Consider the following 22,626-nt stretch of genomic DNA (forward strand, 5'->3'; position numbering starts at 1 on the left):
AATTAATATCATGACGATACAAAACCTTTCTATTACTCAAAAAATCACAGCTTTAGGCAGTGTTATTGCTATATGCGTAGCGGCACTGATTGGCTTGACCTCTTTATACAGCTCTAAAGACATAATTGAGCAACGTATGATCGAGTCAGAGCTACCTAGTAAACTGCAAACAATCAGTAATCATATAGGCGGTGAAATTAACGAGTTACTTGGTGCTGCTCAGCAACTATCATCAAACGAATTTGTTTTACAATGGGCTCAGTCTAGTAATCAAGACGACACTTTATTATTAAAAGAATTAAATCGTGTTGCCCAGCAATACGATTTAGCAACAGCATCTTGGGCAAATAGAGACACTGCACAGTACTGGAACCAAAATGGTTTTTTGCGTGTGTTAAAAAACGATACAGCTGATGGCTGGTTTTTTGCGTTCAAACAATCAAAACAACCTTATTCTATCAGTATTTATCAAGAGTCAGCCAATGATGTGAAAATGTTTGTAAATCATCAGCAAGCTAATGGTACTGGTTTAGCAGGTCTTGCAAAAAGCATCACTGATATGCAAAAGCTATTACAGCAATTTAAAATTGAGCAAACAGGTTTTGTATTTATTGCAGATAAAAATGGATTAATTCAACTTCATAAAGATGCAAATAAAGTAGCAAAAGCAAATATTGACGATTTATATACTGCAAATATTCACAGCCAACTATTTAATAGTAATGGCTTTGCACTAGAAGAAATTAGCTTAAATGGCGAACCTACTCTTATAGCTGCAACCCCAATTAAAAACACTGACTTATATGTTGTAGCTCAAGTACCAAAAAGTGAAGTATTCGCAAGTGTAAACACCCTACAATGGCAAATATTTACTTTTACAGTAATTACCGCGTTAGTTGCTAGCTTGATTAGTTACTTACTTGCTCGCTCTCTTTCATCTCCACTTTCTAAAATGGCTGAGTTATTTTCACGCTTAGGCTCTGGCGATGCAAACTTAGCGTACCGCTTACCAGAATCAAGCCAACCAGAGCTCAACAATCTAAGCAATGGCTTTAACCAGTTTATAAATAAAATAGAAACAGCGATTACTCAAGTTGCCAGTGAAAGCCACGATATTCGCCAAAGTTCTGATCATGTATTTGAACAGGCAAAACGAAACTCGCAAGCAATTGATAATCAAAAAGAGCAAACAATATCTGTCGCAGCAGCTATCAACGAAATGGGCGCTACAGTGCAAGAAATAGCACAAAGCGCAGCGAATACAGCTAAGTTAACCGATAACAGCCGTGAGAACACCATTCAAAGCCACAAACAAGTATTACAAAGCCAGGCAACTATCTCAGCCCTAGCTAGCGATATTGATGGCATAACAGAGCAAGTTACTTTGCTTTCTAAAAAAACGGTTGATATAGCAAGTATTGTGGATTCAATTAGAGGGATATCGGATCAGACTAATCTACTTGCTTTAAACGCGGCAATTGAATCTGCTCGCGCAGGTGAGCACGGCCGAGGCTTTGCTGTTGTTGCTGATGAAGTACGCGCTCTGGCAAACCGTACATCGCAATCAACCACCGAAATTCAATCTATGATTGAAGAGCTTACAAGAATATCTGATGATGTAGTTAACGATATTAGCCAATCAAAAGATAAAGCGCAGCAAAGCGTTGGAGCCATGCAAAGCTCAGTAGAATTACTCGATGCGATAGCCGAAACAGCTAATCAAATAAACGATATGGCTACGCTTATTGCAACTGCAACTGAGCAGCAAAGTAATGTGGTTGCTGATGTAGGTCGTAACATAGAGCAAATAAGTGAAATTAGCGATAAAGCAATGAGCGAGCAAATCAATACAGAGCAAGCTATTCGTGACTTGGCAAACAGCGCTCAAACACTCGATGCACTTGTCGCTACCTTTGAAAAACATCGCTAAGCAGCTATAACTGCTATATTTCCTTTGTGAGCAAAAGCTATATTAAAAGCTAGCTTTTGCCCACAGCGAATACGGTTTAATCTAAATAAATTAACTAAATGATTTTAGTGTCGCCGGTATTAAATGCTAAAACGTATGCTTCTTTTTTGGCTCTAGGGAGCTTTTTTAATTGATACTCAAGTTTACTTGCTTCACTTTTATTACCAACTTGTTGTTGATGAATAAGTAAAAGCGGCCCTTTCCCTCTAAGGTTTTTGGCCCCTTTGCCGGCTTGATGAGTTGCAAAGCGTTTTTCAACATTAGTCGTGATCCCTGTGTACCAATGACCAAATCGTGTCTCAACTATATATAAAAACCAAGTAGACTCCGTTTTTAAAATATTCGTTTCGATGTGCTGTAAACTTTTTTCATTATTTATGGTCAAAACATTACCTTAACGCCCTTAACATAAAACAATTGCTTAAAAGGGTTTTACCTTCAGTGACTAATCGGTATCATGCAGATTATAAAAAATAAGGATCACAACTAACAATGCAGTCGTTAAAAACTTTTTCTCTTTGGCTTATCGTTGCTTTAACACTTAGCTCAGCAGCAGGTTGCTCTAGCTGGGTATACCGAATTAACATCCCACAAGGCAACTTTTTAGAGCAATCGGATGTTGAAAAACTTCGTGTAAATATGACTCGAGAGCAAGTTGTTTACGTATTAGGCAGACCTATTGCCGAAGACGCCTTTGATAACAATACTTGGCGTTATATTTACAGCTTCAATAAAGGCCGTAAAAACGAGCAAAATAAAGAGTTAGTAATTAACTTTGAAAATGAAAAGTTAGTTTCAATTTCAGGTGATTATGACCAACCTGAAAACTTTACTACACCGCTCGAGCAATAAATTTCTCAAGTGGTAAAAAAAGGTGAGCATGGCTCACCTTTTTTATTGGTTTATTTAAAAGCTTTTACCATTTTAAACAACGTCAGCGTGTGATTTAATCCGTTAAATTTTCCACGTTTATATCGATTTTCGTTACTTTTCGAGTGGGCGGCCACCCGTTATTTTATTTGCACGCCCTTCTTCTTTAGCTTTTTCTGCACGCTTTCTACGCGCATCTTTAGGATCTGCAATTAATGGACGATATATTTCTATACGGTCACCGTCTTTTAACTCATAGTTAGCTTTTACAGTTCGATTCCACACACCTAAAGTTAGCGATGTAGCATCTATCTCAGGGCACTTTTGTATAATACCTGACTGAATAACAGCTTGCTCGACTGTAGTCCCTAGTGGCACTTCAATTGATAAACACGTGGCCGTGGTTGGTAATGCAAATACCACCTCAACATTAATCATGCTCTCGCTCCATAAACCTGTTTTGCACGTTGAGTAAATGCACTCACCATATTTTTTGCAACATCGTTAAAAATCTTACCAAAGGCAAGCTCTATTAACTTACTTGAAAATTCAAATTCTAGTTGCAAGTGAACTTTACATGCTTTGGCGTCAAGCTCTTGAAAGTGCCAACGTCCTTTTAACATCTTAAATGGTCCATCAACAAGGCTTAGTAACACTGTTTGCTCATCAACAAAGGTGTTTTCGGTGGTAAACCACTTTTTTATACCCGCCTTGGATATTTCTAAACTCGCGGTCATGTTATTATCATGCTGTGAAACAATTCTTGAGTCTGAGCAATTTGGTAAAAACTGCGAATAAGCTTCTACATCATTAACTAGATCAAACATCTCTTTAGTGCTGTACATAACCAGCGCACTTTTTTCTATTTGTGGCATACTCACTCCCAACTGTGTGGGCGAATTTTAGCAAGCTTTGCGCGTTTCCCCAAATTTTCATGCTGCTTAAATTAAAGCTTAATTTTTAAAAGCATTATTAAAAAATCGATGTAAAACATCTCACATTACGTATATTATAGGGCACTATGGCTAAGAAAAATTCATCAAAATCGACAAGTAATACCATCGCGCTAAACAAAAAAGCGCGACATGAGTATTTTTTACACGATAAGTTTGAAGCAGGTGTTGAACTACAAGGCTGGGAAGTAAAAAGTATCCGAGCAGGTAAGGTAAACATCACCGAAACTTATATTCATCTTAAAAATGGCGAAGCATTTTTGCTTGGCGCGCAAATCCAGCCACTTAATAGTGCATCAACCCATGTAATTTGCGATCCGTTGCGTTATCGTAAGTTACTATTAAGCAGACGCGAACTTGACCGTCTACTCGGTGCAACAGAGCGAGATGGCTATTCATTAATAGCTACAGCTATGTACTGGAAAAAATGTTGGGTAAAACTTGAATTTCATCTAGCAAAAGGTAAAAAGTTGCACGATAAACGTGACGACGGGAAAAATAAAGATTGGTCTCGCGAAAAAGAACGTTTAATGAAACACAAAGTATAAGCACAGCGCCTAACTAACAAGTTAGGCGTTTTTTTATTAAAAAACCAACTATTATTTGTTTTATTAATATACAACAAGATTACTATTCATTCAGAATATACATGTAAATAATTTATTACAATTTTATTGTGAATTAATTAATTTAATTATTACTCGCATTTAGGCTGTATTTGTTATTTCCAAAATAAAGCATATGCGCCTATTTCAACCTTCTTCAGCGCATAACATCTGTTTTAAAATCATCCAAAAACACACAAAAAACCATACTAAAATCACATTTCAGTCTAATTGCTAACACTTAAGTTACATGATATTAATGTCGTCGCTTGTTATATCAATCCGCTTAAATATGGGATTTATTTAACAATTTAAAAAGGATTGGTATAGAGCAACTAAATTTATAACATATCAACAAGGACTTAAGGATGAAGCAATCAACTGCATTTACACCTAGCTTAATTGCAGGTGCTACAATCGCACTTTCAGCAGGTTTTACAACAACAACTTACGCTGCTGAAGAAGCTAAAAAAGTAGAGCGCATTGAAGTAACTGGCTCACGAATCAAACGTTCAGATATCGAAGGACCTTCTCCGGTTCAATCAATCGCAAGAGCTGATATTGAGAACATGGGTTATGACAACCTACAACAACTCCTCGAAAGAATGCCTGTCGCGGGTAGCGGTACTTTCTCAACACGTGGTAACAACCAAGATTCAACTGCAAATGGGTCTGCTGCTGTTAGTTTACGTGGCTTAGGTGCTGATGCTACGCTCGTACTAATCAATGGCCGTCGTGTATCTATTAGTGCATTTGCCGAAGGTATCACAAACTCATTTGTAGATATTAACAGTATCCCAGTTTCTGCCATTGAGCGAATCGATATACTAAAAGATGGTGCTTCAGCTATCTACGGCTCAGACGCAGTAGCGGGTGTTGTAAACGTTATCTTGAAAAAAGACATTGACGGTGTTGAAGTTAATTTGGGCTACGGTGGTACTGATGGTCCCAATTATGAAGAAACAACAGCAAGTTTAGTATGGGGTACTACTAGCGAGAAAAGTAGCGCATCAGTTATTATCGATTACTTTAAAAATACATCTCTTTCTTCTGATGAAATGGGCAGCTTAGGTACAGCAAATCAATCACCTTATGGTGGTGAAGATTTTCGCTCATCTCGTGGCTTCCCTGGATATTTTTATGTAGACGGTGTTAAAACAATTGATCCGGCTTGTCCTGCTGAAAATGCAACTTCAAGCGGCAGTTGTTTATTTGATTACGGCCCCTACGGTTATATCGCACCAGCGTCTGAACGCGTGGGTGCTATTTCTCAATTTGAATATAACTTTGATAATGGCATTACGGGCTTTTTAGAAATGGCAGTACAGCACAATACGTCTGTTGCGGCCGGAGCCCCTACTCCACTTGATGAAGATGCAGGCTTAACTGTCCCAGCTAGCCACCCTAACAATCCATTTGGTGAAGACATTCAAATTGGTCGTTACCGTACAGTTGATGCTGGCGCACGCCAGTGGGATATTGAATCAGATACTCTTCGCTTTGTTGCAGGGCTTAGAGGTGAGTTTAATGACTGGAGTTGGGAAACCGCTGTACAAAAAGGCCGAAGTAAATCTTTGCAAACAGGTGATAGAACACAAGGTTGGGTGCGTACTGATTTCTTACAACAAGAAATTGATGCAGGAAACTACAATCCATTTGGTGGCACATACAACGACCCTGCTGTAATTGATCGTATTACAACAAGCTTAGTGCGTCGTGGTGAGTCTCACATGACTTCCTTTGATGCAAACATTACAGGTGAAGCATTTAGTTTTGGCGATGATGTAGTAATGATGGCTGCAGGTATTGAGTACCGTGAAGAAGACGTTAATGACATTCCAGATGATCAATTTCAACGTGGTTTAATATTTGGCACAGAGTCTGTATCTGCATCTGCAGATCGTGAACAATACGCAGCCTATGTCGAGTTTTCTATCCCTCTTGCTGATAATTTAGAGCTACAACTTGCTGGCCGTTACGATGACTACAGTGACTTCGGTACAACAACAAACCCTAAAGTAGCTCTTCGCTGGGCGCCTACTGATGAAATCACAGTGCGTGGCTCTTGGGCACAAGGCTTTAGAGCGCCTTCTTTGGCACAAGTTGGTTTAGGTCCATCTCAAGAAAGCCAATTCTTTGTAGATACATACCGATGTGAAGCAACGGGCCTTGATTGTGATGCACTTGATTACAACATTGAATTTGCTGGTAACCCTGACCTTGAAGCTGAAGAATCAGAATCATGGAATGTCGGCTTTATTTGGGCGCCTTCTGCTGAGTTTGGTTTAAGTGTCGATGTGTGGAGCATCACTCAAGATAACAAAATTGATGAGCAAGAGTTTGGTCCAATTTATAACTCTGAGTGTAATAACCAAGATAGTACTGTATGTGTGCGCTTAACACCTACAGGTGGCGATAGCTTAGGAACAATTCAAAAAATTTACAGCACATTTGAAAACGTTTCTTCGCAAGAAGTATCTGGAGTTGATGTTTCAGCTAACTACAATCACTCACTTGATGACTTAGGTTTATTGAAATTTAATTTAGAATGGGCATACCAAAATAAATTTGAAAAAGATGGCCGCGATTACACCGGTGAGTATGGCTATCCAGAGCACCGCTGGATTTTCTCTACAAACTGGGAAATTGGCGAGTTTAATACAAACGTAAACATCAGTTATGTAGGTGAGTTTGAAGATACCCCTGATATTGATTTTGACGGTAATTTAGACTTTGATAGCAATACATCACGTATGATTGATTCGCAAACATTGGTAGACTTACAAACATCTTATCGTGTTACTGACTCAACTAAAGTATCGCTAGGTGTAAATAACTTATTTGATGAAGAGCCACCATTTGCAATTGGTGATGGCGACGCTGATCTATACGGTTATGCCTCAGGTGTACACAACCCTAGAGGCCGATACTTCTACACTAAAGTTAGTTTCTCGTTTTAACTTTGCGAGCTTATTTTAAAGTGAGCTAACGCTACAAATAAAAAAACCGCCAATTGGCGGTTTTTTTATTTAAAACTAAGGGCTAAATTATAGCTCGCCTTCGTTTTCAGATAAGAACTTAGCAACGCCTTCAGGGCTTGCGTCCATACCTTTTTTACCTTCAGTCCAACCAGCAGGACATACTTCACCGTGCTCAGTATGGAACGCTAGCGCGTCAACCATGCGAAGCATTTCGTCTATGTTACGACCTAGTGGTAAATCGTTCACTACTTGGTGACGTACGTTACCTTCTTCATCAATTAAGAAAGAACCACGGAACGCAACACCCGCTTCTGGATGCTCAACGTCATATGCTTTACAAATTTCGTGTTTAACGTCTGCAACTAGTGCGTATTGAACTTTACCAATACCGCCGTCTGCAACAGCAGTGTTACGCCATGCGTTATGTGAGAATTGTGAATCGATAGAAACACCAATTACTTCTACGCCACGCTTTTGAAACTCTTCAAAACGCTTATCAAATGCAATAAGTTCAGAAGGACATACAAACGTGAAATCTAGTGGGTAAAAGAAGATAACTGCTTTTTTACCTTTAATTGTTTCATGAAGGTTATAGCTATCTACAATTTCACCGTTACCAAGAACAGCTGCAGCGGTAAAGTCTGGTGCCTGGCGGCCTACTAATACACCCATTTTATTCTCCAAATATTTTGAGTTTGTTTTCAATTGCTTTCGCAATGCTGGTACTTATATGGGCGCTAAAAATTAAAAACCAATAGCGCATACATATAATTAATTGGCATTCTAAAGTTATTCACTGCAAAAGAACAATCGCATTTAACGATGTGAGCAATCGAAAATAACGAACACTTGCAACTTGCACTAATATGCTTAAATAATAGGTCTATTTTAAAGGGTAAGTTGCGTTGTAACTAAGTAGAAATTTTAAAAATATCGAAGTGGTTTATACATTAAACTTTTTAGAATTTCATATACGGTGGCGCTAAATTTTATAGATATAAAAAAACCTGCAAATGCAGGTTTCTCGCTTAGACTTAGTCCATTATATCTGAGGGCATATCACCACGGATTTTTTGCCAAATCTCACCTGTTTGATGACCGTATTTACGCATCATCGAAATAGCACCATCATGCTCTTTATTTTCTGCCAAAATGGTTAAATCTTTATAAAACTGACGAGCAAGTTCACGAGTTCCGGCATCAGAGAAGTAATGACAACCAATCTTTGAATAAAAGCCTCTAAAACCATTAAGTATTAATACATAAATACGGTTATTACCCGCAACGGCTAATTCGTGATGCACTTTATAATCATAGTCGGCAAATGCTTGAGCGGTGTCTTCTAGCTCATGGCTTTGTGATAAAATTTCAATTACGCGTTCAGGATTTAACTTAATTGCAGCACGTGTATAAATAGCACTAATATTAGTACGTGCAGATAAAAGCTGATCTGTCAGCTCTGGCATCTTGTCTTCATCTAAGCGCGCTAATGTTTCAAGAATGTTTAAGCCAGACGTTTCCCAAAAGTTATTTACTTTAGTAGGTTTACCATGCTGAATTGTTAGCCAACCATCACGCGCTAAACGCTGTAGTACTTCTCTCAAGGTTGTTCTTGTAACACCAATTAACTCTGAAAGTTCTCGCTCGGCAGGTAAAATTGAACCTGGAGGGAAATCGCCGTTCCAAATGGACTCAACTATATATTCTTCAGCAAATCCTGCTGGGCTTTTCGCTTTAAAAATTCTCATCCAGTTCCCACTCGAATTAATCAACACTCATCGTTTTACACGAATAACTGACTGATTGTACCAGACGAAGCACAACTAACAAGTAAAGTAATATATATTAATAAAGCAAATGGGTAGAAATTTAAAATTAATAAATAATTAAATTTGGGTTTCTCTAATTTAGCTACAATGCATGAATATCTAGAGTAATATTCATTGTAGGTACATTGTTATTATGGAGATATTTTTATTTACGCAGCGCCTGAGCTTAATTAACTTATCCCGCACTTGCCATAAGAAAAAGTACAAAAAAGTGCAACCATAAAAAATTCTTTAGATGATGCATCACCTTAGTATAAGTAAGCAATATAACTGAGCTTATGTATCGATGGGAAAATAATAGAACGTCATTTAACCTTTGCTAAGGCTGAATTGAGTAGTCATTAATTTCATCTTATAAAAAGCGACTTCGGTAGCTTTTTTTTCCTTTTTGTTGCTGCATACTTTATCCTACGTCATAATCTAACGTCCTATTAAAACGCGGAATTTTTATGAACTGGCTTGCACAATTACCTACCCAACGAACCCCGTGGCTTTTATTTACAGCTATCGTTTTTTTACTTGAAGTTACCGCTCTTTTCTTTCAATACAAAATGGGGTTAGCGCCTTGCATAATGTGTATATATCAACGCACTGCAGTATTGGGGTTATTAGGCGCAGGGATTGTAGGCTCAAGTAAACCACAAAGTAAAACTGTGCGTATGATAGCGTATGTTATTTGGGGAATATCGAGTGTTTGGGGATACTTAATTGCTCGCGAACATATTGATATGCAGACCACCACAGACCCTTTTGCATTTAGCTGCGAGTTTGAACCAAATTTCCCATCATTTATGCCACTACATGAATGGATACCTAGCTTTTTTCAAGCTACCGGGGATTGTGGAAATATAGATTGGCAGTTTGTTGGCATGAGCATGCCTGCTTGGATGGAAGTGATATTTGGGATTTTCTCACTAACGCTATTTATTATAATTATTGCCCGTTTATCAATTAAAAAGTCGATTTGATATGTTTACATTTTTTTCAAGCCAATTAGACCAGCTTAAGCATTTAAAAGTACGCCAGCGTCAAGACGTAATTGCGCTTGCATTAAGTCAGCTATCGCCAACTGATAAAGTTCTATTGCGTATTATAAAGTTGCTATTACTTAGCCCACTATTTTTAATATTCACTGTATTTAAAGGTTGGATATTAATACCATTTTTGATACTTGGCGGATTGTGCTATCCACTATTAACTACACCTATTGAAATTAACTTTGCTAAAAAGCACTTAAGCGATGCGCTAAAACAATTTAATCAGGGCGCCTAGCACCCTGATTACTTTTTAGAAATATTAAAGTGAAAGTTTCCCCTCTAATTTAGCTAAAAGTTTTTTGCCAATCCCTTTAACTTGCGATAAATCACTAACGCTTTTAAATTCGCCATTTTCTTCACGATAATCCACAATTGCCTGCGCTTTTTTCTTACCTATACCAGGTAACTTAGCAAGCATCTCTGCATCAGCATTATTTATACTAATTGTCTCAGCTTGAGGCATTTGCTTAGTTACTTCTGATAATTGTGCATACGCGGTAGTCGCGGGTAGTAAACATAATAAACTTATGATGAGTAAATTTTTTAACGTTTTCATTAAACTTGCCCTTATTCTTCTTTTCTTAATTTTGAGTATTGCTCAGGAAATCAATAAATAAGGAACTGTAAAGTTCATCACTTAAAGTGTACCTAAACGCATTATCACTATGATCCGAAATCCTGAAAATGCAGCTGGTACAACAAAGTGATTGCTTAACTAAAGTAAAGTTACCGTTTTTTGTCAAATTTAAGACACCTAAAAATTAATACTTCGCGCTTGCAAATTTACTTACAAACCATTACTGTACATAAAAACAGTAATCTAATGGTTTTTTAAAAACCACGGTGCCAAGCAATTTTGCAGGAGAAATCATGGCTGTTGTTGTTAAATATGTTGTAGAACGAAACGGAGTCGAGCGTATGACGTTTACTACCAAAAAAGAAGCGGATGCTTATGACAAGATGCTCGATATAGCAGAATCACTTGAGCTGATGCTAGAAAAGGTAGACGTACCGCTTAGTGAGCAACAAATTGAATCACTTGCTTTAGAAATAGCGAAAAGCAAAGATGATTTTATGACCATATTAAAAGGTGGCAAAGATCCAGCTGTTACCAAAGCGCCAGCAAAAAGTAAAAAGTCAGATAACGTTGCATCAATTGAAGATAACAACGATAAAAAAGTAAGTTAATTCATAGAATGCTCCCTCCTCGAACGGGACAAACTAAATAAAAAAGGGAGCAACTAAGTTGCTCCCTTTTTTATTATACCAATTCGCTTAATTAAATGATCTCTTTGAGGGTGGAAAAACGTGTTGATAGCTAGGCAAAAATTCGATATTTAGTTGTTCTAAATGAGAATTTTTTAACGCCGGTAGCAACACGTTTAGCCCCGCAAAATGATTAAGTATTATTGCGGATTGGTATTAATTACTACTCATTTTAAAATAAATAGTAATTGCTAATTAAAGCTCTTTTTCTACTTCATCAAATAAAGCAGTGATGTTTTGCTCAGGCTCTTTTGTTACTAAGCTAACAACAACAATTGCAATACTCGCTAAAATAAAGCCCGGTACTATTTCGTACATAAAGCTACTTAAGCTTTCACCATTGATAGTAAATGGTCCATATATCCAAATTAGCACAGTAAATGCGCCTACTAACATACCAGCTAACGCACCAGCAAAGTTCATGCGTTTCCAATAAAGGCTAAACAATACAAGAGGTCCAAACGCAGCACCAAAGCCAGCCCACGCATTACTTACTAGGTCTAAAATAGAGCTATCTCTGTCGTAAGCTAAATAAATAGCGAACATAGCAACTACGGCAACACTAATACGGCCAACAGCAACTAGCTCTTTATCACTGGCATCTTTACGTAAGAATGTTTTATAGAAATCTTCTGTTAATGAACTTGAACTAACCAATAATTGAGATGAGATAGTACTCATAATCGCAGCCAAAATTGCAGCAAGTAAAAAGCCAGCAATAAGTGGATGGAACAGCAACTCAGAAAGAATTAAGAAAATTGTTTCAGGGTCTTCAACTACAATGTTGTTCTCATAAGTATAAGCTGCACCAAATATACCAGTACCAACAGCACCAATGGCAGCAACAATCATCCATGTCATACCAATACGGCGTGCTTTAGGCATATCTTTAACACTACGTACCGACATAAAACGAACAATGATATGTGGTTGGCCAAAATAACCTAAACCCCAAGCCATTGCAGAAATAATACCTAATGCAGAACCTGCACCAATCCAGTTAAGCATATCTGGATTTACGCTATGTAAAGTTGATTCTAAAGGTTGTTCAAGCAAAGAGTATGCAACCGTTGGTACTAGAATAAGTGCAATGAACATAATACAACCTTGCACAAAGTCAGTTAAGCTTACAGCTAAAAAACCACCAAACAAGGTATATAAAACAACTACGCCCGTTGTAATGTATAAACCCATTTCATAAGTTAAACCAAATGAGCTTTCAAACAATTTACCACCAGCGACAACACCAGATGAAGTATAAAGAGTAAAGAAAACAATAATTACCACAGCTGATACAACACGTAATAGGTTGGATTTATCATTGAAGCGATTTGAAAAGTAGTCTGGGATGGTTATAGAGTCATTTGCTTTTTCAGTGTAAACACGTAATCTCGGTGCAACTAACAGATAATTTAACCAAGCACCAATCACCAAGCCAATTGCTATCCATGTACTACTAAAACCAGTAACAAACATCGCACCAGGTAGGCCCATTAAAATCCAGCCACTCATATCAGATGCACCTGCAGACAGTGCAGCTACACTTGGAGATAGATTTCGTCCACCTAACATGTAACCAGATACATCGTCAGTAGATTGCTTATATGCATATAGTCCGATACCTAACATTACAATAAAATATAATGCTAGTGAAATAATCATTCCTGTTTCCAAATTAGCCTCCGCATAATTATTAATAATAGGCTTTAATCCAAATAATGACTCTTAAAATTTTATAGTTAAGACACTATTGGGGTAAAAACCATTCTCGCTGACTATATCATGCTTGATAATAAAATCTCCAACTTGTTGCCCTCACCTGATACAAAAATACTCATGTTGAATAATTTTAAAGCGAATTGGTGAAATATAATAAATTAAATACTAGAAAGACCTTAATTTTTAATGATAATTTATTAATCTAGCAAATATACGTAATGCTATTTTGAGTCTTTTGCCATATATTATTACAATAACTAATTAGATTACTCTTACGGAACTGTTTATGTATTTTTACGCTGCACGCCAACCTATTTTAGACAGAGATAAAAAGCTCATCGGATATGAACTTTTATTTCGCGATGGCGTTGATAACGTATTTCCCGATATAGACGGTGACGAGGCAACTACACGACTAATTGAAGGTAGTCAGTTTAATTTCGGCTTAGAAGATTTAACCGACAATAAACCCGCCTATATAAATTTCACCCTAGAAACGCTATCAAAGGGCTACCCAACACTACTGGGCAAAGATACTGTAGTTGTAGAAATCCTTGAAACTGTGCAACCTGGGAAGCGATTATTAGCCATAGTGAAAGATCTAAAAGATAAAGGTTACACTATTGCTCTTGATGACTATATTCATCAGCCTGTTTGGCGCCACTTTTATCCATTTATTGATATTATTAAAATAGACTTTTTAGCATCTGATATAGATACAATAAAAACGGTTCTTAATGATTTAAAACTGCACTCGCATATTAAGTTACTTGCCGAAAAAGTAGAAACCTATGAAATTTACCAACAAGCTCTAGAGCTTGGTTTTGATTATTTCCAAGGATTTTTCTTCTCCAAACCGGAAATGGTACAAAGTAAGGCTCTACCGCCTTCAGAAATGGCATTAGCTGAATTACTTTACGAAACATCAAGCGTTGATATGGATCTTAAAAAAATCACTGATGTGTTTGAGCGTGATGTAAACCTATCTTACAAATTACTTAGGTATTCAAATTCTGCTGCCTTTGCAAGGCGTGCTGAAATAAGTACCATTAAGCAAGCCCTTATAGTGCTTGGTGCTAACGAAATTAAAAAACTATTATCATTATTATTTGCAGCGCAAGTATCAGCAGATAAACCTGTAGAGCTAATTAGGCTATCGCTTACGCGCGCTCGTTTTGGTGAGTTACTCGCTATATCCCATGGACAATTTAAAGATACCGGCATGGCATTTTTAACCGGTATGATGTCTCTTATGGATGCTATTTTAGATGAGAGTATGGAAAGCGTTATGAAAAAGCTTCCACTTTCGAATGACATAAAAGCAGCGTTATTAAACGATGAAGGCTTGCTGGCAAAATATTTAAACTTAGTTAAGTATTATGAACAAGCTAACTGGTCAGCCGCAAACGAATTAACGAAAGAACTAAACCTAGGTGAAAAAGTTCCTGATGCCTATCATGAAGCACTGACTTGGGTTAATGAGCAAATGCAGTTAATAGTTAACGAAAAATAAGTAACCCGAACTCTGGTTAAAACATTTACTAATATATTGAATCATAATGATATCTAAGTTTATTTTTCTCTAGCCAAAGTTCAGATTCTATATAAACAGTAAATAAAAACGCCAGCATTTAGCTGGCGTTTTTATTAGTGGCTTCAATTATAAACTTTCTAAAAAGTCTTCATCAAAATCAGCTGGCTCTTCTTTAACTGGTGGATTGCCATCGTACAGCTCATAAATTTGACGCTGGAAGTAAATATCTTTTACAAATAAGTACGGATCAAGTGAATCATTTAATAGCCCTTCTTGTGGTATTAAAGATGCACGCGCCTCAACTGCTTTTAAAACAAATACTAAAATAGTTTGTGGAGTCGTTAGCGCAACTTCAGGTAATACAAAGTTGTCGACTACATCACCGGTCAGGTTACGTGCTGTTGTTGGCCCCATACCTGGTAGCATTAAATAGGCGCCATCACCTACGCCCCATACACCCAACGTTTGCCCAAAGTCTTCATCGACTATTTCAAGACCTAGTGAGCTTGCAACATCAAAGATACCAAAAAGACCGACAGTAGAGTTAATTAAAAAGCGTGCTAAGCTCACGCTTGCATTACCCGGTTTACCTTGCAAACCCGCATTGATCATATCTACAGGTGCGGTGATATTACCTGTAAAATTAACAATACCGTTTCTTACCGGTACAGGCGTTACTTCAACATAACCTACAGCAACTGGGCGCAACAAATAAGCATCCAGTACATCCATATTAAAGTCATATAATGGACGATTAATACTTTGCAGCGGATCTCTTTCATCTACTTTGCTTTGAGGGACTTGAGCACAGCCGGCTAGTATCAATAAACATAAAAAAGTAAAACTGTGTTTTAACATCTAACGTCCTTAAGGTATTAATGTATCAATTTGAAGTTGGTAGTCACTTACACTTTCACGCTTTAACGCCTGTGAATAACCTTCTAGCTCACCAGAGCTTGGCATAACAGAGTCATCGATAGAAATACGCGCCGAAATAATAATATTTTCTGCACTAGATAGGTTAAGCCCTGCAACCATTGCACTACTATCACTCAACTCAACTGTAATTGGAAATGAATATTTAGTAAGCTTAACAGCAGCCAATGGCATAGGTGAGCCAGTTGCAGCTTTTGCAAATATAAACAAAATACCGTCTTTTGGCTGTTTATCAATAAGCTCTTTTGCAATGTCGACTGTAACTGCAATAGCACCCGTTGTAGTAGTAACTGGCATAACTGAGCCTTCACTTTGCATTTGTTGCTCAATATCAGCAATACGTTCTGAGATCATGTTATAACGTGAATCATTTTTTTCCATGCTCGCCAATAAAACTTCAAATGCAGTTTTAGCTTGCGGCCAATCTTTACGCTCATACGCTATCAGCGCTAGTAACGAAATAGCATCTAAATTAGTAGGCTCAACGTTTAGCACTTTTGAAAGCATACCTGCCGCGCGAGTCATATTAGCTTCGCTACCTTCAAGTAATAAAACCTGACTGTAACTAATAAGAACCTGCATATTATCAGGGTTCATACGTAGTGCTTTATCAAATGACTGCTGCGCCATGTCAAATTCATTAAGCGACATAGCCACTCGACCAAGTAGCATCCAAGCAACTTCATCATCGCCAGAGCGGCTAAGTTTAGTACGAAGCGCCAATGCAAAAGCCTGCAGCTCATTTTGACTAAGCGGCTCACCTTTTTGCATTACAGCACGCTCGCCATATTCAGCTAAATTATCCATTGCGTCATGCCAAGCCGAAATTTGCTGCTGACTGCCTGTAAAACTATAAAAAATCCCTGTAAGTGCAAGAACAAATGCACCGCCTGTTAAAGCAAAAATACGGTTATTACCTTTGCTGTTTAGTGATTTTTCTGGTGATAACTCATTCAATAAGCGACGTTTTAATTCAACAATTGATTCTGCGTGGTTTACGCCATCAATACGTTGATTATCTAAATCAGTTTGTAAATCAACTAAACGCTGCTCATAAATGCTAATTAGCTCAGCATTGGCATTATGAGTAATTGTTTGAACGCGCTCTTTTTTTAAAAAAGGTATCATAACAAAGCTAAGAGCAACCAGTGTGAGTAAGGCAAAACACGCCCACATTAAAATCATTTAGCTTTGCTCCTGACGTTTATTTTGTTCAATTAGCTTCGCTAGCAGCATTTCATCGTCGCTGCTCCATGTTTGTTTTACTGATGCTTTTCGTTGGCGAATAACAATAAAGCCAAAGCCAACAATTACAATTAATACAGGTAATACCCAAAGTACTAAAGTAGCGGGTGTAACAGGTGGGTCGTAATGAACAAAATAACCAAAGCGGTCTATCATGTAATCAATCACTTCGTCTTTACTTTTACCTTCTTTAACCAATACGAGTACTTTATCGCGCAAGTCTTTAGCAACAACAGCGTCGGAGTCCGCAATGTTTTGATTTTGACACTTAGGGCAACGTAGCTCTTTGGTTAACTCTTCAAACAATATTGCTTGTTTGTTGTTATCAAATTGATAGCGATCTTGCTGTGCAAACGCACCCATGCTTACAAAAAGGCTAAGCGTAAGTAGTAACCACTTCATTATTTAAGCTCCTGCATAATTGGCGCAAATTTAGCTCGCCATACTCGCGGATTTATATCACCGGTGTGATGTAACAAAATAGTGCCGTTTTTATCGACTAAAAAAGTTTCTGGCGCACCCGACACGCCTAAATCCAACGACAAAGTACGGTGTAAATCTAAAATATTAAATTGGTAAGGGTCACCTGCACGTTGCAGCATATCAGTGACTTCGCTGCGAAGTGATTGCATATCAAACGGGCCATCAAAATCAGAGTCGTAACCTTGTACGTAATATAGTCCAATAATTTTAACGCCTTGCTCACGTAACTTAGTTAAATAACCAAGTTCGACTAAACATGTTGGGCACCACGTACCCCATACATTTAATAAGTAAACTTCACCTTTTAACGACTCGTTGGCCCACTGCTTATTGTCTTGCATTAAATCAGGTAAATTAAACGCTGGCATTTCTTGACCTATCCGCCCTGTTTGAATTTCACGAGGGTTGGCAAAAAGACCTTGGTATAAAAATACACACACAAAAGCAAACACTAAAAGCGGCGCAATAGCTAAAATTTTACGGTTCATAAAACACTCTCCGGTACATCTTTACGGGCTGTTTTAGCTGATGTACGGTAACGTTTATCAAACAAAATCATGAAACCTGCAAATGACATAAGCACGCCACCAATCCATATCCAGCGTACAAATGGTTTATGATAAATGCGAAGTGACCATGCATCACCACTTAATTGCTCACCTAATGCTAAATATAAATCACGTTTAAAACCGGCATCTATTGCCGCCTCAGTCATAAACTGCATACCAATGTCATATTTACGTTTTTCGGCGTGTAAACGTGTTACTAGCTCATTATTTTTAAGCACAGATACAACGCCCGCATGACCGCTGTAGTTTGGCCCACGAATAGTTTTAACGCCATCAAAGCGATATTCATACTCATTAAGCTGTGCTATTTCACCCGGTTTCATCGATACATCTCGCTCTACTGAATAAGCAGAGGTAAGTGTTACGCCCGCAATAATAAATGCAATACCAATATGCCCAAGTACCATAGCCCAGTAACTTACAGTAAAGCGTTTTAAGCCTTCTTTTAAGCTCCCGTGCACAGCTGCTTTGGTGTAAATATCAATCCCTGTTGATATTGCAATCCAAACCGCCAGTGTTGTCGCTAATAACGTAAGTGGTTTTACTAAATCGTAACTTGAGAATAACCAAGCGCAGGTAATCACAACACTTGCTAATACGCCCATTAATATTTTGTTTTGCAAAAAAGCCCACTTGTTTTGCTTCCAACGTAAAAGTGGTCCGATACCCATCAAAATAGCAAATGGTACTAAAATTATTGCAAACATCTTATTAAAAAACGGTTCGCCAATAGAAATGCTACCTAAGCCCATTTCTTTATGAACCATTGGCAACAATGTACCTAACATAACAATTAATGTAGCAACAACTAAAAATATATTATTGAGCCATAACGCCACTTCGCGCGATACCAGCTTGTATCGTCCTTCACTGTGAACTTGTGACACACGCATTGCATATAACGCCAAGCCACCACCGACAACGATGCCTAAAAAGGCGAGTATAAATAAGCCTCTATCGGGGTCTGTAGCAAACGCATGTACCGATACAATAATACCCGAGCGTACAATAAACGTACCTAGCAAACTTAAAGAGAATGCTGCAATTGCGAGTAATACGGTCCATGATTTAAATATACCGCGCTTTTCTGTCACACTTAATGAATGCAGTAATGCGGTTGCAACAAGCCAAGGCATAAGCGCTGCGTTTTCTACTGGATCCCAAAACCACCAGCCGCCCCAGCCTAGTTCTGAATACGCCCACCAGCTACCAATAGTAAGACCTAAACCTAAGAAACCCCACGCAGTCATCGTCCACGGGCGTGACCATTTAGCCCATGTGTTATCAAGTTTACCTGTTAACAATGCAGCTATAGCAAAAGAGAAAGCAACCGACAGCCCCACATAACCCATGTACAGTAATGGTGGATGAATAATCATACCTGGATCTTGAAGCAGCGGATTCAAGTCACGCCCTTCTACCGGAAAATAAGGAAGTAGGCGCTCAAACGGGCTTGAAAGCAGTAAGGTGTACATCATAAAACCTACACCTAAAAAACCAAGTACACCCAGTACGCGAGCACGTAATACCCAAGGTAATGATTTAGAACGCGCTGCTACAGCAGCAGTCCAACCCGCTTGCATTACTAACCATAATAAAATAGCACCTTCATGACCGCCCCACGTAGAGGTGATTTTATAGTACCAAGGCAGCGTACTACTTGAATGATACGCTACGTAAGATACGGTAAAGTCGTCTGTTAAACTTGCATAAATAAGTGCAGCAAAAGAGATTAGTACAAAAGCAAACTGGCCTATTGCTAAAGATGGAGCCGCACGCATTAACCGAAGATTACCAGTATGCGCGCCCCAAAGAGGAAAAATACACAGTAAAACGCTTAGCACCATAGCAAGCGTTAAAGAAAAATAACCAATTTCTGGGATCATAGCTAATTACCACTATCTAAGTTGTATTTTGGTTTTTCGTGCTTAATACCTTTAACTGCCTCTGCAACTTCTGCTGGCATATATTCTTCGTCATGCTTTGCAAGCACTTCAAATGCTTCAATAACATTAGGCTCGACTAATACGCCCTGCGCTACAATGCCTTGCCCCTCACGAAACAAGTCTGGCAATATGCCTTGATAACGCACAGTCACTAATGGGCCTGTATCTATTAGCTTAAAGCTTACTTGTAAGCTTTGTTCATTACGCTCAACCGTGCCTGGCACAACCATGCCGCCAATACGTAACTTTTGACCTATATGTGGTTTTTCTTTGTTAGGGCCTTTGCCATCAATTAATTCGCTTGGCGTATAAAAAAGATTAATATTTTCTTGCAGTGCATAAAGCACTAAACCAATTGACCCACCAATACCAAACAGTACGGCAATAATTACCAATAGTCGCTTTTTACGTCTTGGATTCATGAGATTTGTTCCTGCTTAGCTTTTTTAATTCGCGCTTCACGTATTATTTGTTGCTCCACTGAAGCCATAATACGTTTGGTGTCTCTCAAAGAGTTCACTAAAATACCGAGTAAAATAAGTGCGCATGTACCAAAAGAAAGCCAGACATAAAATCCATAACCTCCCATTGCAATAAAATCAGAAAAAGAGTCAAACTGCATAATTACCCCTTATTTAACAACGAGCGAACCCACGGTCGGTGCTTTTCTCGTTGCAAAATTTCATTTTTAAGACGAATTAAAGTCACTGTTCCAACAAAAGCAGCAAAGGCTAAAATATTAACCATAAGAGGCCAAAACATACTTGGATCTATTGCTTTTGTATCTAGCTTTGTAATGCTTGCACCTTGGTGTAACGTATTCCACCATTCAACAGAGTAATGAATAATAGGTAAATTAATTACGCCAACAATTGCTAAAATAGAAGCCGCACGCCCTGCTGACTTCTTATCTTCAAATGCATGGTAAAGCGAAAGCACGCCAAGATATAAAAATAATAAAATAAGTTCAGACGTTAAACGCGCATCCCATACCCACCAAGCACCCCACATAGGTTTACCCCATGCAGCGCCAGTAATAAGCGCTATAGCAGTAACACATGCACCAACAGGCGCAATAGCAATAACAGCAAGCTCGGCATTTCGTAGCTGCCATACAAGTGCAACGATAGCGGCAATCGCCATTGATGAGTAAGCCCCCATAGATAAAATGGCAGAAGGCACATGAATAAAGATGATACGGTAGCTGTCTTTTTGTTGGTAATCGGCAGGTGCAAAACCAAGCCCCCATACCCATCCAACAATCATACTAACTACGGTAACTACGGCAAAATATGGCAGTAACGTATTGCATAACTGGTATGCACGCTCTGCTTTAGCATAGGGATGTAACCACTTCCACATTAACTTACACTCACTTTTAAAGCTGACGATATGGCAATTGGTGCGCTTATAATAGCAATAAGTAACATTGCACCAAGGATGGCAAGCTGCCCACTATAATCCAGTGACATTGTACTGGTATCGATAGCCGACGTTGCAAAAATCAAAACAGGAATATACAAAGGCAGTACGAGTAAACTCATCAAAATACCCCCTTTTTGTAACCCCACAGTAAGCCCTGCGCCTATTGCGCCAATAAAGCTCAATAATGGTGTGCCTAATAATAATGTTAAAACGGTTGCTGTTAACGCCGTACTTTCTAGGTTTAACAACAATGCAAATAGCGGGGTCATTAATACAAGCGGTAAACCTGTCACCACCCAATGAGCAGCCACTTTAGCAAGTACGGTTAGCGATAATGGATAAGAGGATGCAATTAACTGCTCCAACGAGCCATCGTTAAAATCATCCCTAAACAACTTATCTAAACCCAACATGGTAGAGAGTAATGCGGCAACCCAAATAATACCTGGCGCCATTCTCGCAAGTAGACCGGGCTCAGGCCCTATTGCTAACGGAAATAATGAAATTACAATTAAGAAGAATAAAATAGGATTTACAATTTCGGCGCGCTGGCGAAACGCAAGTTTTACATCTTTGGTAAATACCGCACTAAATAGCAACCAATAAGAGTGTTGACGAGTCATTAGTGGCGATACTCCAGTGTAACCGTTTGTAAGTTACTAAAGTGGGTCGTTAAGTCTTGGTGGGTCGTTAATAAAATGGCACCACCGCTTTGTAAGTGTTCAGTAAATCGCTGCTGTAAAAAGGCGACACCGCTTTTATCAAGCGCGGTAAATGGCTCATCAAGTACCCATAATTTAGCATCACTTAACCAAAGCCTAACAAGCGCTACACGTCGTTGTTGTCCAGCAGATAGCATTCTAACGGGTACATCTTCGAGTCCAACAAGGCCAAGTTGCGCTAAAATAGGATATAAATCAGGCTCATTTATGTAGCCATTAATTTGTAACCAGTGGCGAACATTTTCAACTGCACTAAGCTGAGTACTTACACCTGTTTTATGCCCTATAAAAAGCAGATCTCTGGCATACTCTTCATAGTACTTAGATATAGGTTGATCTTGGAACAGAACAGACCCTTCATCAGGCACAGAAAAGCCAGCAATAATACGCAGTAGCGATGTTTTACCAGCCCCATTAGGACCCGCTAATTGCATGATTTGACCGCTATTAAGGCTAAAATTAAGATCCGCAAACAAACAACGATCTTGCTTGATGCAGGTGACGGACTTAATGTGTAACAAGATGACGATTCTCTCT

General features: G+C 38.5%; 25 protein-coding genes. 8 read left to right on the top strand and 17 right to left on the bottom strand.

All coding sequences use genetic code 11. From position 1 onward, the window contains the following. Window positions 1-10 precede the first annotated feature (10 nt). Entirely contained in the window at window positions 11-1,930 is a 1,920-nt protein-coding gene (locus H5117_RS11175) for a methyl-accepting chemotaxis protein (protein WP_182737838.1), read from the top strand. Between the two features lie 94 nt (window positions 1,931-2,024). Here H5117_RS11175 and H5117_RS11180 read toward each other — a convergent pair whose 3' ends face one another. After that, complete coding sequence (locus H5117_RS11180) at window positions 2,025-2,354, bottom strand: GIY-YIG nuclease family protein (protein WP_024594786.1); 330 nt, start codon at window positions 2,352-2,354, stop codon at window positions 2,025-2,027. A 107-nt stretch (window positions 2,355-2,461) separates the two neighbouring features. Here H5117_RS11180 and H5117_RS11185 point away from each other — a divergent pair, with 107 nt between their 5' ends. After that, complete coding sequence (locus tag H5117_RS11185) at window positions 2,462-2,821, top strand: outer membrane protein assembly factor BamE (RefSeq protein WP_004335706.1); 360 nt, start codon at window positions 2,462-2,464, stop codon at window positions 2,819-2,821. Between the two features lie 132 nt (window positions 2,822-2,953). Here the strand turns inward: H5117_RS11185 and H5117_RS11190 are convergent, their stop codons facing one another. Continuing rightward, on the bottom strand, window positions 2,954-3,277 hold the full coding sequence (locus H5117_RS11190) for an RnfH family protein (protein WP_138488725.1): 324 nt from the start codon (window positions 3,275-3,277) through the stop codon (window positions 2,954-2,956). Continuing rightward, window positions 3,274-3,714, bottom strand: coding sequence for a type II toxin-antitoxin system RatA family toxin (locus tag H5117_RS11195; protein ID WP_182737841.1), 441 nt, complete (start codon window positions 3,712-3,714; stop codon window positions 3,274-3,276). The genes H5117_RS11190 and H5117_RS11195 overlap by 4 nt, the downstream gene beginning before the upstream one ends. 146 nt (window positions 3,715-3,860) lie before the next feature. On the opposite strand from H5117_RS11195, the gene smpB reads away from it, so the two are divergent. Both smpB and H5117_RS11205 read left to right on the top strand, forming a co-directional pair. Then, window positions 3,861-4,340 carry an SsrA-binding protein SmpB gene (gene smpB / locus H5117_RS11200; RefSeq protein WP_004335699.1) on the top strand — a complete coding sequence of 160 codons (480 nt, stop codon included), beginning with the start codon at window positions 3,861-3,863 and terminating at the stop codon, window positions 4,338-4,340. A gap of 425 nt (window positions 4,341-4,765) precedes the next feature. After that, on the top strand, window positions 4,766-7,357 hold the full coding sequence (locus tag H5117_RS11205; RefSeq protein ID WP_182737844.1) for a TonB-dependent receptor: 2,592 nt from the start codon (window positions 4,766-4,768) through the stop codon (window positions 7,355-7,357). 87 nt (window positions 7,358-7,444) lie between these two features. On the opposite strand, the gene H5117_RS11210 is transcribed toward H5117_RS11205, so the two are convergent. Continuing rightward, complete coding sequence (locus tag H5117_RS11210) at window positions 7,445-8,050, bottom strand: peroxiredoxin (RefSeq protein ID WP_007378637.1); 606 nt, start codon at window positions 8,048-8,050, stop codon at window positions 7,445-7,447. Between the two features lie 362 nt (window positions 8,051-8,412). Further along, entirely contained in the window at window positions 8,413-9,126 is a 714-nt protein-coding gene (fadR, locus tag H5117_RS11215) for a fatty acid metabolism transcriptional regulator FadR (RefSeq protein WP_004335692.1), read from the bottom strand. A 530-nt stretch (window positions 9,127-9,656) separates the two neighbouring features. Here fadR and dsbB point away from each other — a divergent pair. Further along, entirely contained in the window at window positions 9,657-10,175 is a 519-nt protein-coding gene (gene dsbB, locus H5117_RS11220; protein WP_024595347.1) for a disulfide bond formation protein DsbB, read from the top strand. Window position 10,176: 1 nt separating this feature from the next. Next, complete coding sequence (locus H5117_RS11225; RefSeq protein WP_024595348.1) at window positions 10,177-10,479, top strand: DUF6170 family protein; 303 nt, start codon at window positions 10,177-10,179, stop codon at window positions 10,477-10,479. 24 nt (window positions 10,480-10,503) lie between these two features. Here H5117_RS11225 and H5117_RS11230 read toward each other — a convergent pair whose 3' ends face one another. Then, window positions 10,504-10,800: a helix-hairpin-helix domain-containing protein gene (locus tag H5117_RS11230; protein WP_165723515.1), complete on the bottom strand. Its 297-nt coding sequence runs from the start codon at window positions 10,798-10,800 to the stop codon at window positions 10,504-10,506. Window positions 10,801-11,114: 314 nt separating this feature from the next. Between H5117_RS11230 and H5117_RS11235 the strand changes: the two genes are divergently transcribed. Then, entirely contained in the window at window positions 11,115-11,432 is a 318-nt protein-coding gene (locus H5117_RS11235; protein ID WP_004335683.1) for a YebG family protein, read from the top strand. A gap of 273 nt (window positions 11,433-11,705) precedes the next feature. Here the strand turns inward: H5117_RS11235 and putP are convergent, their stop codons facing one another. Beyond that, the gene (gene putP, locus H5117_RS11240) at window positions 11,706-13,184 is read right to left on the bottom strand and encodes a sodium/proline symporter PutP (protein WP_149602304.1); all 1,479 of its coding nucleotides are present in this window, start codon (window positions 13,182-13,184) and stop codon (window positions 11,706-11,708) included. Window positions 13,185-13,515: 331 nt separating this feature from the next. Here putP and H5117_RS11245 point away from each other — a divergent pair, with 331 nt between their 5' ends. After that, window positions 13,516-14,742 carry an EAL and HDOD domain-containing protein gene (locus H5117_RS11245; protein ID WP_004335679.1) on the top strand — a complete coding sequence of 409 codons (1,227 nt, stop codon included), beginning with the start codon at window positions 13,516-13,518 and terminating at the stop codon, window positions 14,740-14,742. Between the two features lie 147 nt (window positions 14,743-14,889). Here the strand turns inward: H5117_RS11245 and H5117_RS11250 are convergent, their stop codons facing one another. The 10 genes from H5117_RS11250 to ccmA are packed head-to-tail and all read right to left on the bottom strand — an operon-like array spanning window position 14,890 to window position 22,610. Continuing rightward, window positions 14,890-15,621, bottom strand: a complete 732-nt coding sequence (locus tag H5117_RS11250) for a VacJ family lipoprotein (RefSeq protein ID WP_182737846.1) — start codon at window positions 15,619-15,621, stop codon at window positions 14,890-14,892. Between the two features lie 9 nt (window positions 15,622-15,630). After that, entirely contained in the window at window positions 15,631-16,884 is a 1,254-nt protein-coding gene (gene ccmI / locus H5117_RS11255) for a c-type cytochrome biogenesis protein CcmI (RefSeq protein WP_182737858.1), read from the bottom strand. After that, window positions 16,885-17,346 (bottom strand): cytochrome c-type biogenesis protein, encoded by a 462-nt coding sequence (locus tag H5117_RS11260; protein WP_002959280.1) that lies wholly within the window; start codon window positions 17,344-17,346, stop codon window positions 16,885-16,887. It lies immediately after the preceding gene. Continuing rightward, window positions 17,346-17,915 (bottom strand): redoxin family protein, encoded by a 570-nt coding sequence (locus tag H5117_RS11265; RefSeq protein ID WP_182737861.1) that lies wholly within the window; start codon window positions 17,913-17,915, stop codon window positions 17,346-17,348. The genes H5117_RS11260 and H5117_RS11265 overlap by 1 nt, the downstream gene beginning before the upstream one ends. Beyond that, complete coding sequence (locus tag H5117_RS11270) at window positions 17,912-19,882, bottom strand: heme lyase CcmF/NrfE family subunit (protein WP_002959282.1); 1,971 nt, start codon at window positions 19,880-19,882, stop codon at window positions 17,912-17,914. The genes H5117_RS11265 and H5117_RS11270 overlap by 4 nt, the downstream gene beginning before the upstream one ends. Window positions 19,883-19,884: 2 nt before the next feature. Beyond that, on the bottom strand, window positions 19,885-20,364 hold the full coding sequence (ccmE, locus tag H5117_RS11275; protein ID WP_002959283.1) for a cytochrome c maturation protein CcmE: 480 nt from the start codon (window positions 20,362-20,364) through the stop codon (window positions 19,885-19,887). Next, complete coding sequence (gene ccmD, locus H5117_RS11280) at window positions 20,361-20,564, bottom strand: heme exporter protein CcmD (RefSeq protein ID WP_002959284.1); 204 nt, start codon at window positions 20,562-20,564, stop codon at window positions 20,361-20,363. Before ccmD ends, ccmE begins: the two co-directional genes overlap by 4 nt. 2 nt (window positions 20,565-20,566) lie before the next feature. Continuing rightward, the gene (locus tag H5117_RS11285) at window positions 20,567-21,304 is read right to left on the bottom strand and encodes a heme ABC transporter permease (protein ID WP_182737864.1); all 738 of its coding nucleotides are present in this window, start codon (window positions 21,302-21,304) and stop codon (window positions 20,567-20,569) included. Continuing rightward, entirely contained in the window at window positions 21,304-21,990 is a 687-nt protein-coding gene (ccmB, locus tag H5117_RS11290; RefSeq protein ID WP_002959286.1) for a heme exporter protein CcmB, read from the bottom strand. Before ccmB ends, H5117_RS11285 begins: the two co-directional genes overlap by 1 nt. Then, entirely contained in the window at window positions 21,990-22,610 is a 621-nt protein-coding gene (gene ccmA, locus H5117_RS11295; RefSeq protein ID WP_076914916.1) for a cytochrome c biogenesis heme-transporting ATPase CcmA, read from the bottom strand. Before ccmA ends, ccmB begins: the two co-directional genes overlap by 1 nt. Between the last annotated feature and the right edge of the window lie 16 nt (window positions 22,611-22,626).

This window comes from Pseudoalteromonas sp. SG45-1 (assembly GCF_014164135.1).
Taxonomy (GTDB): Bacteria; Pseudomonadota; Gammaproteobacteria; order Enterobacterales; family Alteromonadaceae; genus Pseudoalteromonas; species Pseudoalteromonas distincta.

Excerpts from the sequence above, each read along its gene's own strand:
- H5117_RS11185 (WP_004335706.1), top strand. The coding sequence starts at position 2,462 with ATGCAGTCGTTAAAAACTTTTTCTCTTTGGCTTATCGTTGCTTTAACA.
- ccmB (WP_002959286.1), bottom strand. The coding sequence starts at position 21,990 with ATGACTCGTCAACACTCTTATTGGTTGCTATTTAGTGCGGTATTTACC.
- H5117_RS11250 (WP_182737846.1), bottom strand. The coding sequence starts at position 15,621 with ATGTTAAAACACAGTTTTACTTTTTTATGTTTATTGATACTAGCCGGC.
- H5117_RS11175 (WP_182737838.1), top strand. The coding sequence starts at position 11 with ATGACGATACAAAACCTTTCTATTACTCAAAAAATCACAGCTTTAGGC.
- H5117_RS11195 (WP_182737841.1), bottom strand. The coding sequence starts at position 3,714 with ATGCCACAAATAGAAAAAAGTGCGCTGGTTATGTACAGCACTAAAGAG.
- H5117_RS11205 (WP_182737844.1), top strand. The coding sequence starts at position 4,766 with ATGAAGCAATCAACTGCATTTACACCTAGCTTAATTGCAGGTGCTACA.
- ccmD (WP_002959284.1), bottom strand. The coding sequence starts at position 20,564 with ATGCAGTTTGACTCTTTTTCTGATTTTATTGCAATGGGAGGTTATGGA.
- H5117_RS11225 (WP_024595348.1), top strand. The coding sequence starts at position 10,177 with ATGTTTACATTTTTTTCAAGCCAATTAGACCAGCTTAAGCATTTAAAA.
- H5117_RS11285 (WP_182737864.1), bottom strand. The coding sequence starts at position 21,304 with ATGTGGAAGTGGTTACATCCCTATGCTAAAGCAGAGCGTGCATACCAG.
- H5117_RS11245 (WP_004335679.1), top strand. The coding sequence starts at position 13,516 with ATGTATTTTTACGCTGCACGCCAACCTATTTTAGACAGAGATAAAAAG.
- ccmI (WP_182737858.1), bottom strand. The coding sequence starts at position 16,884 with ATGATTTTAATGTGGGCGTGTTTTGCCTTACTCACACTGGTTGCTCTT.
- H5117_RS11270 (WP_002959282.1), bottom strand. The coding sequence starts at position 19,882 with ATGATCCCAGAAATTGGTTATTTTTCTTTAACGCTTGCTATGGTGCTA.
- H5117_RS11235 (WP_004335683.1), top strand. The coding sequence starts at position 11,115 with ATGGCTGTTGTTGTTAAATATGTTGTAGAACGAAACGGAGTCGAGCGT.
- ccmE (WP_002959283.1), bottom strand. The coding sequence starts at position 20,364 with ATGAATCCAAGACGTAAAAAGCGACTATTGGTAATTATTGCCGTACTG.
- fadR (WP_004335692.1), bottom strand. The coding sequence starts at position 9,126 with ATGAGAATTTTTAAAGCGAAAAGCCCAGCAGGATTTGCTGAAGAATAT.
- H5117_RS11210 (WP_007378637.1), bottom strand. The coding sequence starts at position 8,050 with ATGGGTGTATTAGTAGGCCGCCAGGCACCAGACTTTACCGCTGCAGCT.
- dsbB (WP_024595347.1), top strand. The coding sequence starts at position 9,657 with ATGAACTGGCTTGCACAATTACCTACCCAACGAACCCCGTGGCTTTTA.
- smpB (WP_004335699.1), top strand. The coding sequence starts at position 3,861 with ATGGCTAAGAAAAATTCATCAAAATCGACAAGTAATACCATCGCGCTA.
- H5117_RS11230 (WP_165723515.1), bottom strand. The coding sequence starts at position 10,800 with ATGAAAACGTTAAAAAATTTACTCATCATAAGTTTATTATGTTTACTA.
- H5117_RS11190 (WP_138488725.1), bottom strand. The coding sequence starts at position 3,277 with ATGATTAATGTTGAGGTGGTATTTGCATTACCAACCACGGCCACGTGT.
- H5117_RS11260 (WP_002959280.1), bottom strand. The coding sequence starts at position 17,346 with ATGAAGTGGTTACTACTTACGCTTAGCCTTTTTGTAAGCATGGGTGCG.
- H5117_RS11265 (WP_182737861.1), bottom strand. The coding sequence starts at position 17,915 with ATGAACCGTAAAATTTTAGCTATTGCGCCGCTTTTAGTGTTTGCTTTT.